General features: G+C 71.2%; 16 protein-coding genes and 1 pseudogene. 2 read left to right on the forward strand and 15 right to left on the reverse strand.

Annotated features, from left to right (window positions below; all coding sequences use genetic code 11):
- Window positions 1-119: 119 nt before the first annotated feature.
- The 9 genes and pseudogenes from ABZS71_RS13290 to ABZS71_RS13330 form a co-directional block, all read right to left on the reverse strand.
- Entirely contained in the window at window positions 120-1,142 is a 1,023-nt protein-coding gene (locus ABZS71_RS13290) for a sulfotransferase (protein ID WP_356209625.1), read from the reverse strand.
- A 349-nt stretch (window positions 1,143-1,491) separates the two neighbouring features.
- A complete protein-coding gene (locus ABZS71_RS13295; protein WP_356209627.1) occupies window positions 1,492-1,836 on the reverse strand; it encodes an antibiotic biosynthesis monooxygenase family protein in 345 nt (114 codons plus the stop codon).
- Entirely contained in the window at window positions 1,833-2,132 is a 300-nt protein-coding gene (locus tag ABZS71_RS13300; RefSeq protein WP_355853294.1) for an antibiotic biosynthesis monooxygenase family protein, read from the reverse strand. The genes ABZS71_RS13295 and ABZS71_RS13300 overlap by 4 nt, the downstream gene beginning before the upstream one ends.
- A 45-nt stretch (window positions 2,133-2,177) precedes the next feature.
- Window positions 2,178-2,621, reverse strand: a pseudogene (locus ABZS71_RS13305) (SRPBCC family protein); the annotation flags it as partial.
- A 1-nt stretch (window position 2,622) separates the two neighbouring features.
- Entirely contained in the window at window positions 2,623-2,883 is a 261-nt protein-coding gene (locus ABZS71_RS13310) for a phosphopantetheine-binding protein (protein ID WP_355853220.1), read from the reverse strand.
- An 85-nt stretch (window positions 2,884-2,968) separates the two neighbouring features.
- On the reverse strand, window positions 2,969-4,180 hold the full coding sequence (locus ABZS71_RS13315; protein WP_356209630.1) for a ketosynthase chain-length factor: 1,212 nt from the start codon (window positions 4,178-4,180) through the stop codon (window positions 2,969-2,971).
- Window positions 4,177-5,448 carry a beta-ketoacyl-[acyl-carrier-protein] synthase family protein gene (locus ABZS71_RS13320; protein WP_355853226.1) on the reverse strand — a complete coding sequence of 424 codons (1,272 nt, stop codon included), beginning with the start codon at window positions 5,446-5,448 and terminating at the stop codon, window positions 4,177-4,179. Before ABZS71_RS13320 ends, ABZS71_RS13315 begins: the two co-directional genes overlap by 4 nt.
- Window positions 5,438-5,899 (reverse strand): cupin domain-containing protein, encoded by a 462-nt coding sequence (locus ABZS71_RS13325; RefSeq protein WP_355853229.1) that lies wholly within the window; start codon window positions 5,897-5,899, stop codon window positions 5,438-5,440. Before ABZS71_RS13325 ends, ABZS71_RS13320 begins: the two co-directional genes overlap by 11 nt.
- Window positions 5,899-6,219 (reverse strand): TcmI family type II polyketide cyclase, encoded by a 321-nt coding sequence (locus tag ABZS71_RS13330; RefSeq protein ID WP_355853232.1) that lies wholly within the window; start codon window positions 6,217-6,219, stop codon window positions 5,899-5,901. The genes ABZS71_RS13325 and ABZS71_RS13330 overlap by 1 nt, the downstream gene beginning before the upstream one ends.
- 197 nt (window positions 6,220-6,416) lie before the next feature.
- On the opposite strand from ABZS71_RS13330, the gene ABZS71_RS13335 reads away from it, so the two are divergent.
- Window positions 6,417-7,463 carry a methyltransferase gene (locus ABZS71_RS13335; protein WP_355853235.1) on the forward strand — a complete coding sequence of 349 codons (1,047 nt, stop codon included), beginning with the start codon at window positions 6,417-6,419 and terminating at the stop codon, window positions 7,461-7,463.
- A 356-nt stretch (window positions 7,464-7,819) separates the two neighbouring features.
- Window positions 7,820-8,212, forward strand: a complete 393-nt coding sequence (locus tag ABZS71_RS13340; protein ID WP_356209633.1) for a hypothetical protein — start codon at window positions 7,820-7,822, stop codon at window positions 8,210-8,212.
- A gap of 77 nt (window positions 8,213-8,289) precedes the next feature.
- Here the strand turns inward: ABZS71_RS13340 and ABZS71_RS13345 are convergent, their stop codons facing one another.
- The 6 genes from ABZS71_RS13345 to ABZS71_RS13370 all read right to left on the reverse strand — a co-directional run bounded on the left by ABZS71_RS13345 (window position 8,290) and on the right by ABZS71_RS13370 (window position 15,639).
- A complete protein-coding gene (locus ABZS71_RS13345; protein WP_355853241.1) occupies window positions 8,290-8,988 on the reverse strand; it encodes an SDR family oxidoreductase in 699 nt (232 codons plus the stop codon).
- 10 nt (window positions 8,989-8,998) lie between these two features.
- Window positions 8,999-9,838, reverse strand: a complete 840-nt coding sequence (locus ABZS71_RS13350) for an isocitrate lyase/phosphoenolpyruvate mutase family protein (protein WP_355853244.1) — start codon at window positions 9,836-9,838, stop codon at window positions 8,999-9,001.
- 50 nt (window positions 9,839-9,888) lie between these two features.
- The gene (locus ABZS71_RS13355) at window positions 9,889-10,752 is read right to left on the reverse strand and encodes an SDR family oxidoreductase (RefSeq protein ID WP_356209635.1); all 864 of its coding nucleotides are present in this window, start codon (window positions 10,750-10,752) and stop codon (window positions 9,889-9,891) included.
- An 81-nt stretch (window positions 10,753-10,833) separates the two neighbouring features.
- Window positions 10,834-12,177 carry an FAD-dependent monooxygenase gene (locus ABZS71_RS13360; protein ID WP_356209638.1) on the reverse strand — a complete coding sequence of 448 codons (1,344 nt, stop codon included), beginning with the start codon at window positions 12,175-12,177 and terminating at the stop codon, window positions 10,834-10,836.
- 82 nt (window positions 12,178-12,259) lie between these two features.
- Entirely contained in the window at window positions 12,260-13,681 is a 1,422-nt protein-coding gene (locus ABZS71_RS13365) for an adenylosuccinate lyase family protein (RefSeq protein ID WP_356209640.1), read from the reverse strand.
- A complete protein-coding gene (locus ABZS71_RS13370) occupies window positions 13,678-15,639 on the reverse strand; it encodes an FAD/NAD(P)-binding protein (RefSeq protein WP_356209642.1) in 1,962 nt (653 codons plus the stop codon). The genes ABZS71_RS13365 and ABZS71_RS13370 overlap by 4 nt, the downstream gene beginning before the upstream one ends.
- Window positions 15,640-15,654 lie beyond the last annotated feature (15 nt).

Here is a 15,654-nt window from a genome sequence, read left to right on the forward strand (position 1 = left end):
GAGTGTCGGAGGAATAAACTCCTCACGGAGGCGTGCCATCTCAGCACCACATACGGACTGCCATCTACGGCTCACGTCCAAGGGCATGAAGCAGGCGGGGGAATCGCCTTTACCCGCTTCTATGGAGAACTCAGGGCCCGCATGCCCGGAGCGCAGCTGTCCCGGAGTGCGGACAGCTGATCGGGTGGCAGCCGCAGCGCGGCGCCGGTCCGGCCGGAGTCGAGCAGCGATTCACTGGTTTCCAGCCACTGATCGCTGGGTTCCACACCGATGAACTCGGCCAGCCGAATGAGCTCGACCCTGGGTTTTCGGACCATGTCCTCGTACGCGAGAGTGGTACGCGCGTCGTCCGGCACCTGCGCCAGGTACTCCACTCCCTCGGTGATCCACTGCGACCACAAGTCGCCGAACTTGGCCACCGGTACCTGACGGTCGAGCACAAGGCCGGGGTCGAACCGTTCGCTGAGCAGCAACTCGGTCATCTCCGGCGGCAGTTCCGCAAGGTGCTTCGGAGTCAGCTCCATCAGCGAGGACACACCGGCCCGCTCCAGGATCTCGCGCATCAGCGACATGGTGCGGTAGCCGGGATGACGGCTCATGGACAGCGCGCAGTCCGGACCGTTCCGGAACTGGTGGACGAACTTGGCGTAGGGGAAAGCCTTGCGCAGGCGGGGCACCCATTGCAGGGAGTACCCGGAGCGTTCCACCGCGACCCGCCGGCCCAGCCGGGCGCCCAGCAGACCGAAGAGGCCCTCGTAATGCCGCGCGACAGGACGGCTGGGCCACTGGGTCACCCGCGGCTCCAGCTCGTCCAGCAGACCGTCGGGATCTTCGGTGAGGTGCGGCAGCACCATCAGGGACAGGGCGGGGATGCCGGTCTCGGCCGAATAGCGGCCGGGGCGCTGCGTATACAGGAACTCCGGTGGCATTATGCCGCTGCGCATTATCTTGGTGTAGATCATGTGCGGGCTGACCAGGATCTTCCAGAATTCCTCGCCGGTCAGCGGGTTTTCCGGCAGGGCCCAGGGGCCGAGTGACGCGAGCAGTTCATTGAGGCTGAGGATGTCCGGGTGAAGATTCAGAATGCGGGAGAGCGCGGTTGAACCGCTCCGGCCGGTTCCGACGACAAACGTTGCGGGCATCACGCTGGCAATACCTCCATAGGGGAACTTGCCTGTGGCGCAGCAGACCGGGCCTGGGCCTCGTGGGCGACGTAACCACTACCCAGGCTCAGGGTAGAGACCCTAACAAGGGCGGAGCCCGGGCGACGGGGCGAGGGAAGAGCTCCGGCCATTCGGCAGGCGGGATTCCGGAACGCGGCGGCGCCGCGCCCCAGCAGCCATTTCGCCCCGGCGTGACCGAAGCGGGCACCCCGCCGGCCCAGGGCGCCCCACTGCGCGGAGACCATCATTAACCGGACGACCCGCTACGTCATTAACCGGACAACCTGCTACGTCGCCCAAGCCCTCGACTCGCGGCGAATAGGGCTCCTCATTCCGAGTAAGCCGCCACCACGTCGTAAACGGCGAAGGACATTCCGGCCGACCGAGCGTCGGCGAACTTGCGGATCGGCGCCGTCTGGCCCTTGTGCCGGACACCCTCTTCCCACTCCAGAAACGAATGCCGGTCCTCCCACTCGCTCAGAACAGCGAAGAGAACCGGTTCCTGGGAGTCGCGGAGCAGCTCGTTGCGGAGCAGACCGGGCGTACCCTGCAAGGCCTTGCTGGCTTCGTGGTACGCCCGCACCAACTCCTCCACCCCGCCCGGACCCTGCTCGTCCGTCACCCGGAGGTAGATGACGACCCGAACCGTGCCCCGCTCGGCGCCGACGCTCACCGCGCACCCGCCTTCGCCATCTCGGCGACGATGTCGGTGGTCACCATGGAGCCCTTCGTCCGGAACGGTTGCAGCTTGCTCCGGTGTCCGACATGCGCCTCACTGCGCTCGAACGCGCGGAAGTGCTCTTCGTCGGTCCAGTCACTGATGATGTAGTAGACACCGGGCTCATCGTGGCTGCGCATGAGCCACTGGCCGAGGTTGGCGGACTGGCCGGTGATGACCTCGCCGACCTGCCGCCACGCCTCCTCGAACTCCTTCTCCCTGCCTTCGGCGATCTCAGCGCGCAGCAGCACCCTGAAGACCGGTCCGCGCTCGTCCGCGCGGTCGGCGTCGGCCCGCGCGGCCTCTTCGACCAGCTTCTTGATGCGGGCCATTTCCTTGACCGTCTGCCGGTTCAGGTGGTCCTCGGCACCGGAGTCGTCCACGGGTGCGGACGGCTTCATGGTGAACTCCTGGATCCAGCGCATCCGGACGCCGTTCGAGTCCGCGGTGTACTCCCAGCGGATGTTCATGTACTCGAACAGGTCATTGTCGAGCCGGCGCGCGGTGACCGTACGGCTCTCGGGGTCGGGAGTCCGCTCGGAGACCCAGCTGTGCTGCTTCCCGTCCGCACCCGGCTGGGTCGTGAGCCGGAACCGGACCGTGTCGCCCTCGACGGCGAGCACCTCCGACTCGGCGTACTCGGCGAACAGCCCGGCCCACCGGGAGACATCGTTGGTCATGTCCCAGACCAGTCCCATGGGGGCGCCGATGACGACGGAGTTGTCGGTACGGCCGGCCATCTCAGGCCACCTCTTCCAGGCGCTGGTTGACGTAGTCGAGGACCTGCCGGGGGGTCTTCATCTCGTCCATGGCGGCATCCGGTATGCGCAACTGGAACTCGTCCTGGATCTGGGTGATGACCTCCAGGACGGCCAGCGAGTCGATGTTCAGGTCGGTGAACGGTGTGTCGAGGACTTCCTCGGTCAGGCTCGACAGATCTTCGGACTCGCCCTGGGTGGCTCGTGTGATCTCGATCAGCTTGTCCACGCTCAATGTGCTCACGTTCGCTCCCTCGTTGGGTGGGTTGGTTCGGTCGTCCACGGGTCTTCCGCGGACGCGTGCTCCCGAGACAGGCCGTCCGGGGTCGTCAGGCCGCCGCGCGCAGCACCACGGCCGCGTTGAAGCCGCCCACACCGCGCGCGCAGACCAGCGCATGACGTAGTGCCAACTCCCGCGGCTCCGCGCGGACCACGTCCAGGGGGCAGTCCGCGGCGAGCCCTTCCACATGCGGGGTGGGCGGCACCACGCCGTCGCGCATGGCCAGCAGGGCGGTCGCGACATCGAGGGCACCGCCGCCCGAGTACATCCGCCCGGTGGCGGTCTTCGGCACGGTGACCGGCACCCCGCGCGGGCCGAACGTCTCGGTCAGCGCCTCGGCCTCCGAGCGGTCCAGCTCCGGTATCCCGTAGCCGTCCGCGAAGACCACATCGACGTCGCCCGGGGCGATCCGCGCGTCGTCGAGCGCGGTGCGGATCGCCCGGCCGAGCGTCGGGCCGCGACTGGAGCCGGGGGCGGGGTCGAAGGTCGCCGCATAGCCGGCGACCTCGCCGTAGATCCGTTCGGCACCGCGCCGCGCAGCGTCCTCGCCCCGCTCCATGATCATGATGGCGCCACCCTCGCCCGGCACGTAGCCCGCCGCACGGTCGTCGAACGGCAGATAGGCGGCCGTCGGGTCCGGGCTCCGGCTGAGCAGCCCGGTCGCCATCTGCGCGACCATGCAGGCCGGAGAGAGCGGGGCGTCGGTGCCGCCGGTCACGGCGAGCCGGGCACCGCGCCGCAGCTGCCGCCGGGCGTGCCCGATCGCGTCCAGACCCCCGGCCTGCTCGGTGGCGATCAGCCCGCAGGGGCCGCGCAGGCCGTGATGGATCGACAGCTGCCCGGTGGTGGCCGCGTAGAACCAGGCCACCGACATGTAGGCGCTCACCCGCATGGGGCCGCCGCTCCACATCTTCTGCAGTTCGTGCTGGCCGTACTCGACACCCCCTGAGGAGTTCGCCGTGACCACGGCCCTCTCGTACTCGGGGAAGTCGGCGAGGTCGACGTCGGCGTCCGCCAGCGCCATGTCCGTCCCGGCGAACGCGAAGTGCGTCATCCGGTCGGTCTGGGCCAGCAGCCTGGACGGGACGCGGTCGGCCGCCTCGAAGTCATGGACCTCACCGGCGAGTTGAGTGGTGTAGCCGGACGGGTCGAAGCGGCGGATGCGGTCGATGCCGCTCTTGCCCGCGAGCGTGGTGGCCCAGTAGTCGTCCAGGCCCACGCCCGTGGGTGCGACCACGCCCAGGCCGGTGATCACCATCATCGCTTGCTCCTCGGAGAGATCAGTACAACCGCGCTCTGGAAGCCGCCGAAGCCACTTCCGACGCTGAGCACCACGTCGGTGGGGTGCTCGCGCGCCTCGCGCGGGACGTAGTCGAGATCGCATTCGGGGTCGGGCGTGGTGAGATTCGCCGTCGGCGGCACCACTCCGTGCTCGATGGCCAGTGCGGAGGCGGCCACCTCGATCGCGCCGATCGCGCCCAGCGAGTGCCCCACCATCGACTTGATCGAGCTGACCGGTACGCGGCGGGCGTGGTCCTTCAGGCTCCGCTTGAAGGCGGCTGTCTCGTGCCGGTCGTTCTGCCGGGTCCCCGATCCGTGCGCGTTGACGTAGTCGATGTCCTCGGCCGAGATGCCGGCCAGTTCCATGGCCCGGTCGATGGCCTCGGCCAGTTCCCGGCCGTCCGGCTGCAGGCCGGTCATGTGGTACGCGTTGGCGCGTCCGGCGTAGCCGGCCACCTCGCAGTAGATCCTCGCTCCGCGCCGCACGGCCCGCTCCCTGGCCTCCATCACGAAGACCGCGGACCCTTCCCCCAGCACCAGCCCGTCACGGTCCCGGTCGAAGGGACGGCAGGCATGCGCGGCGTCGTCGTTACGGGTCGAGGTGGCCTTCAGCGAGTCGAAACAGGCCACTGTGATCGGCGAGATCGGAGCGTCCGTGGCGCCGCCGATCACGACGTCCGCGGAGCCCTCCTCGATCAGCTGCGCGGCGTGGCCGACCGCGTCGAGCCCGGAGGTGCAGCCGGTCGACACCACCGCTGTCGGGCCCTCCGCGCCGACCCGACGGGCGACCTCCACGCCGGCCGTGCTCGGGATCACCGCGCCGTACAGGTGCCGTACGCCGTACTCCTCGTCGCAGAGCCACTTGCGGCCGCTGTCGCTGATGACGACGTACTCCTCCTCCATCATCATCGTGCTGCCGACCGCGTTGCCGATGGTGACGCCAGTACGAGCCGGATCCAGGTCGCCCTCGCCGACCCCCGCGTCCGCGAGTGCCTCCCCGGTGGCGGCCACAGCCATCTGCACCGCCCGGTCCATCCGGCGTATCTCCTGCGGCGTCGCGCCCAGCGAGGCCGGGTCGAAGTCGCACTCCGCGGCTATCTGGCAGCGGAACCGCTCCGGGTCGAAGAGGGTGATCCGGCGCGTGGCCGTACGGCCCGCCGTGACCGCGGACCAGAAATGGCGGGTGCCCACTCCGCCAGGGGCGATGACGCCCATACCGGTGATGACGGCGCGTCGTTCATTCCTCATCGGGCTCCTCCGTGTCGACGTGCCCCAATTCGGGCCGGGGCGCGAGCGGACACGAGTGGAAGACGACGAACGTCGGCACAGTGCCGTCGTTGAGCATCTTGTGCCTGGTCATACGCGGGATGAGAATGCCCTCGCCCGCCGTCACCCGGTGGACGTCCTTGCCGCCCGTCGTCACCTCCAGGCCGCCCTGCACCACGTACATGAACTCGTCCGAGTACGGGTGGTAGTGCTCCCTGATCCGCTCGCCGACCGCCAGCAGGCCGGTGCCCATGAAGCCGCTGGCCACCCCGGTCGTCGCCGGGCCGAGCACGATCCGCAGCTCACCGCCGTGCCGGGGGCTCGACGGGACATCGGCCGCGGCAACCTTGGCCACCGGCAGCTCCGCCTCCCACGCCGGCTCGCCGGGGGGCGTCCACGCCGGCCGGCCGGGGGGCGTCTCCTGGGCGGACATCAGTCGGCCTGCCAGGTGTAGAAGGGCAGCGCCATGGCGTGCTTGGGTTCGGACCACTCCGGGTCGTAAGCGGTGATGAACGGGAGCAGCCGTTCGTGCAGTTCCTTGAAGAGCGGGTGCTCTCGTGCCTCGTACAGCTTCTCCGTGGGGTTCTCGTCGGCCTCCACCAGGTGCATGTACAGGTCGTGGAACCGGAAGAGTGTGCGTTGCCGCGCGCCGATCAGATGCGGCAGATCAGTGCTGTCCGACCAGCGGAACAGCTCTGCGACCTTGTCGGCGTCCTCGGGTTTCATCCGCGCCACGATCAACGTTCGGTGCATTCCGCCTCCCGGCAAGACTTTTCTGTGTGTTGCCTGTGTCCTGGATTCGTCCATGCGCATCGTGGGCGGTACGCCTCGCGGCCCACTGGTCGCGAGCAGGCATCGGGCCACCAGCGTGCCGACAGCGGCTTACCAGCACCCTCGGTCAATCTCAGGGCCGTCAGAACCTGGAGACCGCAGCGATAGCGAGGGAATCCATGACCGTTTCCCAACCGGCCGGTGACGCCGGCATCCGGAGGCTGGGTGAGCTGGCCTTCGCAGCCGGGAACGCGGCTGCCGTCCAGACGGCAACCCGGCTGAAGATCCCCGACATGATCGACGACAAGCCCGTCCCGGTCGAGGAGCTCGCCGAGAAGGCGGGCCTCGACCCTCATCTGCTGTACCGACTGCTGCGCGCCCTGACCACCTACGGCGTGTTCGAGGAGGTCGGCGAGCGCAGCTTCGCGCACACCGACGCGTCACTGCCGCTGCGCGAGGACTCGCCCGATGGCATCCGTAACCTGGTGCTGTGGATCGGCGCACCGTGGACCTGGCGGGCGTGGCCGCTGCTGGAGGAGGCGATCCGCACCGGCAAGTCCGTCATCCCGGGAGTCTTCGGCAAGGAGTTCTACGACTATCTGCGGGAGGACGCGCCCGACGACGAGCAGCTGTTCGCGCGGGCCATGACGGACTCCAGCGTCCGCAGCTCCGACGTGGTCGCGCAGACCATCGACCTGACCGGCGTCGGCAAGGTCGTCGACATCGGCGGCGGCCAGGGCCTGTTGCTGCGCACCCTGCTCGACCGGTTCCCGGACCTGCACGGCGTGCTCTTCGACTTCGAGCAGGTCGTGACGGGCGCCCACGAGGACCTCAAGGAGGGCGGCCGATTCGCGTCCCGGGCCACCGTCATGCCGGGCAACTGCCTGGAGTCGGTGCCGGTCGAGGCGGACGTCTACATCCTGAAGAACCTCCTGGACTGGCCCAACGAGAGTTCCCGTGCGGTGCTCCGCAACATCGCCGCCGGCGCTCCGCCCGGAGCCCGGGTGATCATCATCGACAGCCTGGTGGACGCCCACCCCGACGAGATGCGGATCACCACCACGCTCGACCTCTTCCTCCTGATGAACGTCGGCGGTCAGAAGCACAGCCTGACCGGCTTCGACAAGCTGTTCGCGGAGACCGGGATCGAGAAGCTGAAGGTGGAGACCGTACCGGGCACGCTCCCGCGACTGCACCTGATCCAGGGCGCCCTGCGCCAGAAGTGAGCGCCTGACCCGGCGGCCCGGACGGCCTGAACGGAACGCCCCGCGCCGGGCCCGCATCACGCCTGTCCCCGTAGGTGCGGCGGGGGCAAGCGTTTTGCGGCGCGCTGGGCGCCGTCAGTAGCCCGGCGCCCCTGGAGCCGCGCCGCCCTGGAGCCGCGGACACCAGCCGGGCTCCAGCGCACCGCCGGACAGTGACCGCGTGACTGCCGCGCCCGAGCGGCGACGCCGGTGGGGACTCGCCGTCATCGGCCTCGCCCCGGTTGGCGGTGGTGCGCGAGGGCACCGTACGAAGCCGATCCTGGTCCGGCGTTCCCGGGTCGGCGTCGGCCATCCAAGAACTCAGGAGGTAGCCGCTGATGCGGAAGTCCGTTGTCGTTCCGGCCGTGCCGATTCCCATCCTGCCGCCGCCCCTGCCGGCCCCCGCCGCGTCAGCCTCGCAGGCCGGTCGGCGCATAGCCGTCATTGGGCAGGGCGGGCCCGCCCGTGCCGTCGCGGCCGTGCTCGGCGCCCACGGCGCCACGGTGACGTTCCCCCCGCCCGGCCACTGGACCGAACGCGCTGCCGCGGGCGCGGCCCGCGAGCCGCTGGACGGCGTTCTCGTCCTGCTTCCCAGGACAGCGGGGAATCCCGACGTCTCCGACGCCGTCGCGACAGCCATGCGCTGCGCCGCCCCTCGCTGGCTGCTGGCGCTGGCCCCGGGGACCGATCCCGCCCAGGCGGGGCGGGCGGCCCTGGCCCTCGGCGGCTGACGCCCCCTGCCCTCTGCCCTCCGCCAGAACACGGTCCAGGGGTTGCCTCGAATGCCGGCGGTGATCCCTCCGCCGGGTCAGAACGTGACGCCCGGCGGGTATCCCTCCGGACCCAGCCCCAGGAAGAGCTCGTTGAGCCGCGTGTTGGCGGGCGCGTCGAGTGCGGTGAGGATCAGTCCGGCCACGGTGTCCGGCTGGTTGAGGGTCTCCGGCCGGTACTCGAAGCCGAACCCCTCCCGTACGGCCTGTTGCATCGGCGTCGCCACGCACGCCGGGAAGATGGACGTGACCCGGACGCCGTTGCCCGCCTCCTCGCCGCGCAGCGAGTCGGCCAGCGCCTTCAGCCCGAACTTGCCGGCCGCGTACGCCCCCCAGTAGGGCTTGGCGGTGGGGCCGGCCCAGAAGTTGATGAACACCGCATGCCCGCCTGCCGCCCGCAGCGCCGGCAGTGTGGTGCGGGTGAGTTCGGCGGGGCCGGTGAGGTTGACGGCGAGCTGATGGGCCCAGGAGTCGGGCGTCGCCTGTTCGATTCCGGCGAGGTGGATCACTCCGGCGGCGTGGACCACGGCGTCGAGCCGCTCCACCCCCGCCGCGCGGACGGCGGGCTCGATCGAGGCCGGATCGGTGAAGTCCAGGACGAGCGGGCGTGCGTCGAGACCGCTGAGCTTCTCCGCGTCCCGGCCGACCGCGATGACCTCGTCACCGCGTTTGCGTAACTGGCGTACGACTTCGGAGCCTATGCCGCCGGTCGCGCCACTGACCATGATCAATGCCATGTCGGGGTCCTCACTTGGAACGGGGGAAGTCGTTCAGCTCGAATACGTTGAGAGCGTCCGTGCAGGTGTCGTACGTGCCGTCGGTCAGCAGTTCCCGTGTCGCGCGGTCCGCGGCGGTGTAAGCCGCCTGGGCGAACGCGGTGCCCACACTGATCCGGCGGACGCCCGCGGCCTTCAGCCGGGCGACGGTCGGGCCGCCGGGCCAGGCCATGACGTTGATCGGCAGCGGTGACGCGGCCACCAGCGGGGCGAGCACCCCCGGGTCCAGCAGCAGCGGTACGAACAGGCAGTCCGCGCCCGCCTCCGCATACGCCTTGGCCCGCTCCAGTACCAGGTCGGGCCGCGCGTCCGGGTCACCCACCTGGGACATGTACACATCGGTACGAGCGTTGATCACCAGGTCGGGTACGCCCGCGGCGGCGGCCGCGTCACGGGCGGCGGCGATGCGCTCGGCTTGCGCGGCCGGGGTGAGGAGGGGAGCGCCGTCGAGGCCCGGCGAGTCCTCCAGGTTGATGCCCGCGGCGCCCTCGGCGACGATCGCGGTGACGGTTTCCGCCGCGTCCCGCGGCGTGGGGCCGTATCCGGCCTCGACGTCGGCGGTGACCGGGATGGTGACGGCGCGGACGATCCGACCGACCGCGGCGACCATCTCCTCGCGGGTCAGCCGCTGTCCGTCCGAGCGGCCCAGCGACCAGGAGACGCCGGCGCTGGTTGTGCCGACGGCCCGGGCGCCCGCCCGCTCGATCACGGCGGCGCTGCACGCGTCCCACGCGTTGGGCAGGACCAGCAGTTCGCCCTCGGCATGGTACGAGCGAAGGCGCGCCGCTTGGGCGTTGAGGGGGTGGGACATGATGCGGAGCCTCCGGTTGCCTCTGAATTCCTGTGTGGACGGGGGAACGTTCAGTTGCTGCTCAGTGTGTCCGCGGCGGGGGCATCGGCGTCCGCGGACAGCGCCGCGTCCTTCTGCTCCTCCAGCTCCGCGAGCCGGGCCCGCAGCGCCGACTGGATCAGCCCGAACGCGTCGCTGCCGAGGGCGAGCCGCCGCGGCGCCCGCTCCAGGGCGGCGAGGTCGGCGATGGCCCGGGCGATCTTGCGCGGATCGCCGGGCGCGGGCAATACGCCCTGCTCCAGCACCTGGCGCACCCGGTCGGCCGGGGTGTCGGCGTACGCGGGAAGCGGCGGCGCGACATCGCCGCTGCGGCCGGCGAAGTCGGTGGGCACGGTGCCGGGTTCGACGATCGTGACCTGGATGCCGAACGGCTCGGCTTCGGCGGCGAGCGACTCGAAGAACCCCTCCACCCCCCACTTGGAGGCGTGGTAGAGGCTCAGATGCGGCAGCGTGGTCTGGCCGCCGACGCTGGAGAGCTGAATGAAGCGACCGCCGCCCTGGGCGCGAAACCGGGGGAGTACCGCGCGTGCCAGGCGGATGGGGCCGAGCAGATTGGTGGCGAGCTGGCGTTGGATCTGCTCGTCGCTGACCTCCTCGGCGGCGCCGAAGAGCCCGTAGCCCGCGTTGCTGACCACGGCGTCGACGCGGCCGAAGGCGCTGAACGTCTCGTCCACCGCCTGTTCGATCCCCGCGTGGTCGGTGACATCGAGCGTGACGGGCCGCAGCCGGTCACCGGCGTGTGCGGCGAGCGGGGCGAGGGCCGCCGGGTCGCGGACGGTGGCGGCCACGCGGTCGCCGCGGTCGAGCAGGGTTTCGGTGAGCGCGCGGCCGATCCCGGTCGAGGTGCCGGTGACGAGCCAGGTCCGGTCCGACATTCTCGGCGGCCTCCTTTTGGTTGACATAGAAAACAGATCGAACGATCGTGCTGTTGCTCGGTGTTGTTCGAGTGTAGAGGGCTACGCCTCCGGCGTCACGGGGCACCGCCGCGGTGCGCACAGCGCGCGCATCAGGATCGAGGGGCGCATCAACCGCTGCGGCCGGGCCCGCATGTTCACCACATCGAGGAACTGCCGGTGGACCTCCGTGTCGATGACGGCACCGTCGATCAACCGGTCGCGCAGAAACAGCTGCACCTTCTCGCGACGGCTCAGCCGGCTCGCGACATGCGGCAGCAGCCGGTCCTGCGCGGCGGAGGTCTGCCAGGCGTCGTCGACGATCCGGGTGATCCGCCCGAAGTACGCCCCGGCCGGCCGGCCGAGGTCCGGTACGGAGCGCAGCCAGTCCCCGAGCGCCCGCGCGTGCAGCGCCGCAGAGGTCATGCCCTGGCCGTAGACCGGGTTGAACGAGGCGACGGCATCGCCCAGCGCGACCAGCCCGGCGGGAAACCGGGACAGGCGGTGGAAGTCCCGGCGCATGCTCGCGGGGAAGCGGTACACCGCCACGTCCCCGATCGGTTCGCAACGCCTGACCAGCTCGTGCATCGGCGGAGCGGGATCAGCCAGGCAGCGCTCCGTGAACTCCTCGAAGCCGCGCCCCGGCCGGTCGTCGGCGAAACCCGTCGTCAGCGCCATCCAGCGGTCACCCTCGACCGGGTTGAGGGAGCTGGCGCCCGGCCGTCCGTAGCGCATCGTCCGCATGGAGTGGGCGGCGCCGAAACCGGCGAGCTGCTGCCCGGGTTCCCGGTGGAAGAAGCAGGTCGCATAGCCGATGTCCACGCCCACCCGGATCCTGGGCGGGCCCTGGTAGCCGATCTCCGTGAGCCAGTCGCAGAGCCTGCTGTTCCGCCCGGAGGCGTCCACGACCAGATCGGCCGCGATCCGCTCGGGCTGCCCGTCCTCGCCGCCGGGGCCGCCGGTCAGCACGCCGTCGACCCGGTTGCCGGTGATCGTCAGCCCGCGGACGCGCGCCGTGACGACCCGCAGCCCCGGCAGAGCCAGCACGGCGCGCCGCAGATGCCACTCCAAGAAGGGGCGGCTCATGCTGAGCATCTCGTCACCGGGGACCGGAACGCGGCGCAGACCGTCGACGAACCAGCCGCCGTCGCGCTCGAAATCCAGCAGCTGCGCCCCGTCCGCGATCATCCGCTCGAACAGGCCGGGGAAGAGCTGGCCGAGGATCTCCCTGCCGCGGCCGAGCAGAATGTGGGAGTGTCCGCTCTGCGGCACGCCGCGCCGCCGCGCGGGAGCCTCGGAGACGACATCGTCGGGTTCGACGATGACCACCTCGTCCGCATGGTCGCTCAGCACGCGCGCGGCCAGCAATCCCGCGATGCCGCCACCGAGAACGAGGGATGTGCGCATACCGCCTCCTTGATCCTCCCGGCGTGGGGCCGGGAAACGTCTAGCCCATCACTTTCTGACGTCATGGCCGGCCGAGGCGCCGTCAGCGCCCCGGACGCGCGCGCAGGGCGCGGTCGACGAGTGCCTCGGCCGCCCCCGTGTACCGGGTCGGGTCGAGCAGCGCCGCCACCTCCTCCTCGGTGAAGTGTCCGGACAGCTCGGGCGCCTCGGCGAGCACCGCGGCGAACGGGCGCGCCTCGTCCGCCGCCCGCGCCGAGGCCCGGCCGACCACCTCCTTGGCCGTCACCTTGCCGAGCGCCGGGGCCAGGACGGCGGCCATCCGCTCGGAGACGATGAGCCCGCCGGTGAGGCCGAGGTTGTCGCGCATCCGGCCGGGGAAGACCCGCAGCCCCTCGACGAGTTCACGGGCGGTGGCCGCGGCGCCCCCCGTCAGCCGCAGGCATTCGCGCAGTGGCAGCCACTCGGCGTGCCAGGCGCCGGCCGACCGCTCGTCCTCGGACAACATGGCGTGTGTCAGCACCGACGCCAGCGCCGGCACCTGCAGCGCCGCGGAACGTACCAGGGTGGCAAGTGCCGGGTTGCGTTTGTGCGGCATGGCGGAGGAGGCACCGCGACCGGCCGCGGCGGGCTCGGCGAGTTCGGCGATCTCGGTGCGTGACAGCGCCTGGACGTCCACGGCCACCTTGCCCAAGGCCCCTGTCACCAAAGACAGTTCGCCGCCCAGGGCGGCGACCGGGGTGCGCTCGGTATGCCACGGCAGCACCGGTTCGGCGAGGCCGACCTGCCGGGCGTACGCGGCGATCAGCTGTTCCGCGAACCGGTCCGGCTCCGGCGCCTCGGGGTGCTCCTCCCGGTGGATCCGCGCGTATTCGGTGTAGCCGGCCAGGGTGCCGGCGGAGCCGCCGAGCTGTACGGGCAGCCGCCGCGCGCGCAGCCGGTCCGCCGCGCCCGCCACCCCCTCGTACCAGCCGGCCGCCTTGAGCCCGAAAGTGGTCGGCACGGCGTGCAGGGCGAGGGTGCGGCCGGGCATCACGGTGTCCCGGTGGTCGGCCAGCACAGCGCGCAGTGCGTCGGCCGTGGCGTCGAGGTCCGCGATCAGCGGGTCCAGCGTCCGCCGGGCCACCAGCATCGCGGCGGTGTCCATGATGTCCTGGCTGGTCGACCCGCGGTGGACGTACTCGGCGGCGGCCGGGTCCCTGGCCGCGACCACTTCGGTGAACGCCCGCACCAGGGCCACCACCGGGTTCGCCGCGCCCCGCGCCTGCCGGGCGAGGGCCACGGCGTCGAGGTGCTCGGCCCGGGCGAGTTCGGTGATCGTCCGGGCGGCCGAGTGGGGAACGAGACCGAGTTCCGCCTGTGCGCGGGTGAGTCCGGCCTCGGCGTCCAGCAGCGCCTGGAGCCAGGCGTGGTCGGAGGCCGCCGCCTCGGCCGAGGTGCCGGCGCGGACCGGGCTGAGCAGCCCGGAGTCGGCGGCCGGCTCACCGGTTCCGTACGGCCCGGTCACTGCGCCACCGCCTGGACGGGGTGGACGTCCGCGTCCGCCGCGCCGCTCAGCCCGAGCACGGAACGGGCGATGGCGTCGGAGTCGCCGAGCGTCACGGAGTTGACGCCCGGGCGTATCCCCGCCGCCGTCGCCCAGTGCACGGATTCGGTGGGCACACCGTAGGCGAACAGCCTCGGATGCGGCCGGCCGTGCGCGTCCACCACATGGAAGGGGCGCTCGGTGATGGCCAGCCCGCCCGTTTCGTACGCCGTACCGTCCCCGCCGGTCACCACATGCGGCCGGCACTGTCCGTTGGCCAGCATCCCGCTGAGCAGCGGATCGGCGGTCGAGCGCAGATCGACGGGCGGGAGCCGGGCGTCGATCAGGACGGTCGCGCGGCACCGGGAGCCGGCCACCCCCGCCGCCTCGACGATGAACGCCCCCTCCAGCGGGTCGGCGTGGGCCCGGGTGCCGGGCCCGAGGACGCGCAGCGTCCCCGCCTCGATGAGCGCCACCGCCTCCTCGATCCGCCGGGCGGGCGGCCCGATGGACAGGAACGCGTTCAGCGGTGTGTACCACTCGTCGAGATGGTCGCGATGGGACGCACCGGTCAGCCCGCCGTGATCCACCAGCAGCCGTACCTCGTTGCGCAGATCCCGCAGCACGTCCAGGGCCGCCTTCAGGGGCCCGTGCACATTGCCCGCGTACGCCTCCGCCACATCCGTGCGCAGCCGCTCCAGCAGCCAGGTGCGGAACTCCTCCGGCGAGCCGAAGGTCCGCCCGGCGTCCGGCCGGGCGAGCCGCTCCCAGTCCCAGCGGTCAACGGCCTCGATACCGGCGTCGGCCAGGGCCCGCTGCTCCTCCTCGCTGCCGGGCGGCGCCGTGAGGTACGCCGCGCGCAACCGCCGGGCCTCGGCCTCCTGGCCGCGCGCGGTGAGCAGCGTCGTGTAGTAGACGGTCCCGGCCTCCTTGGCGACCAGCGGCCAGATGTCGGAACGGAAGTCCAGACCCCCCTCCGCCGTGGCTTTGGCGAGCAGCCGGCCGATGGTGTCAGGGGTCAGCACGAGCGGGAGGTGCCGGCCGTGTGCGCCCTTCTGGTTCTCGCCGCGAGCGTGGAAGGGCACACCGCGGCGCGATCCCGCGCTGATCCGTGGTTCGCGCCCCGACGGGACGTAGGCGAGGCTTCCGTCGGGCCGCCGCCGGTAGGAGCCGCCACGGCCCTCGGTGAGCAGGGCCAGATGGTCGAAGAAGTTGAGCCCGAGCCCGAGGAGGGCGACGTGGTCCTCGGCCGTGAGGCCCGACAGGTCGACATCGGCCGGGTTGGCGGGTGCCACGTAGCGCAGACCGTGCTCCTGCGCGAAGGCGGCCAGCCGCGTCTCGCGCTCGGAGGACCACAGCGGCAGATGGCCCTGCGCCAGAACGACGGCGTGCAGACCGGTCAGCACGTCGCCGTTCTCCAGCTGTACGGTCTGCGTACCGCCGGGCTCCTCCTCGCTCAGGGCGACGGCGCGGGTGCGGTGGACGACCGTGGTCACCGAGGGCGGCGCGGTGTTGCGCACCCGCCGGAACACCCACTCCAGGTAGTGCCCGCAGAAGGCCCGGGTGGGGTACGTGTCCGGGGTGAGGCCACGGGCCTCGGCGAGCACCCACGCGTCGTAGACCTGGTCGTCCTCGGGCCCCATCAGAGTGAGGAACCGCGCCCACTCGTACAGGCTGGGACCGGGCACGAGCGGGCCCGCCATCTCCACGCTCTCGTCGGTGAAGACCGTGGTCTGGGACGCCACCGTATTGGTGAGGAGATGCCTGGACTGGGCGGAGCGCCAGACCTGCCCGGCCCCTGGCGGGTACGGGTCCACGAGGTGCACCGTCACCGGGACACCGGGCGCCAGCTCCTTGGCGTTGGCACAGAGCCGTTCGAAAGCCGAGAGCCCACGCGGGCCTCCTCCGATCAGGCAGACGTCTAGCCGTCGGGTGTTCATGGTCAGTCTCCGCTG

The sequence above is a fragment of the Streptomyces sp. NPDC005393 genome, assembly GCF_040606675.1.
Lineage (GTDB): Bacteria > Actinomycetota > Actinomycetes > Streptomycetales > Streptomycetaceae > Streptomyces.

What these genes read in the sequence shown, in the direction of transcription:
- ABZS71_RS13290 (WP_356209625.1), bottom strand. Translation starts at nt 1,142, where the DNA reads ATGCCCGCAACGTTTGTCGTCGGAACCGGCCGGAGCGGTTCAACCGCG.
- ABZS71_RS13315 (WP_356209630.1), bottom strand. Translation starts at nt 4,180, where the DNA reads ATGATGGTGATCACCGGCCTGGGCGTGGTCGCACCCACGGGCGTGGGC.
- ABZS71_RS13320 (WP_355853226.1), bottom strand. Translation starts at nt 5,448, where the DNA reads ATGAGGAATGAACGACGCGCCGTCATCACCGGTATGGGCGTCATCGCC.
- ABZS71_RS13325 (WP_355853229.1), bottom strand. Translation starts at nt 5,899, where the DNA reads ATGTCCGCCCAGGAGACGCCCCCCGGCCGGCCGGCGTGGACGCCCCCC.
- ABZS71_RS13330 (WP_355853232.1), bottom strand. Translation starts at nt 6,219, where the DNA reads ATGCACCGAACGTTGATCGTGGCGCGGATGAAACCCGAGGACGCCGAC.
- ABZS71_RS13335 (WP_355853235.1), top strand. Translation starts at nt 6,417, where the DNA reads ATGACCGTTTCCCAACCGGCCGGTGACGCCGGCATCCGGAGGCTGGGT.
- ABZS71_RS13340 (WP_356209633.1), top strand. Translation starts at nt 7,820, where the DNA reads ATGCGGAAGTCCGTTGTCGTTCCGGCCGTGCCGATTCCCATCCTGCCG.
- ABZS71_RS13345 (WP_355853241.1), bottom strand. Translation starts at nt 8,988, where the DNA reads ATGGCATTGATCATGGTCAGTGGCGCGACCGGCGGCATAGGCTCCGAA.
- ABZS71_RS13350 (WP_355853244.1), bottom strand. Translation starts at nt 9,838, where the DNA reads ATGTCCCACCCCCTCAACGCCCAAGCGGCGCGCCTTCGCTCGTACCAT.
- ABZS71_RS13355 (WP_356209635.1), bottom strand. Translation starts at nt 10,752, where the DNA reads ATGTCGGACCGGACCTGGCTCGTCACCGGCACCTCGACCGGGATCGGC.
- ABZS71_RS13360 (WP_356209638.1), bottom strand. Translation starts at nt 12,177, where the DNA reads ATGCGCACATCCCTCGTTCTCGGTGGCGGCATCGCGGGATTGCTGGCC.
- ABZS71_RS13370 (WP_356209642.1), bottom strand. Translation starts at nt 15,639, where the DNA reads ATGAACACCCGACGGCTAGACGTCTGCCTGATCGGAGGAGGCCCGCGT.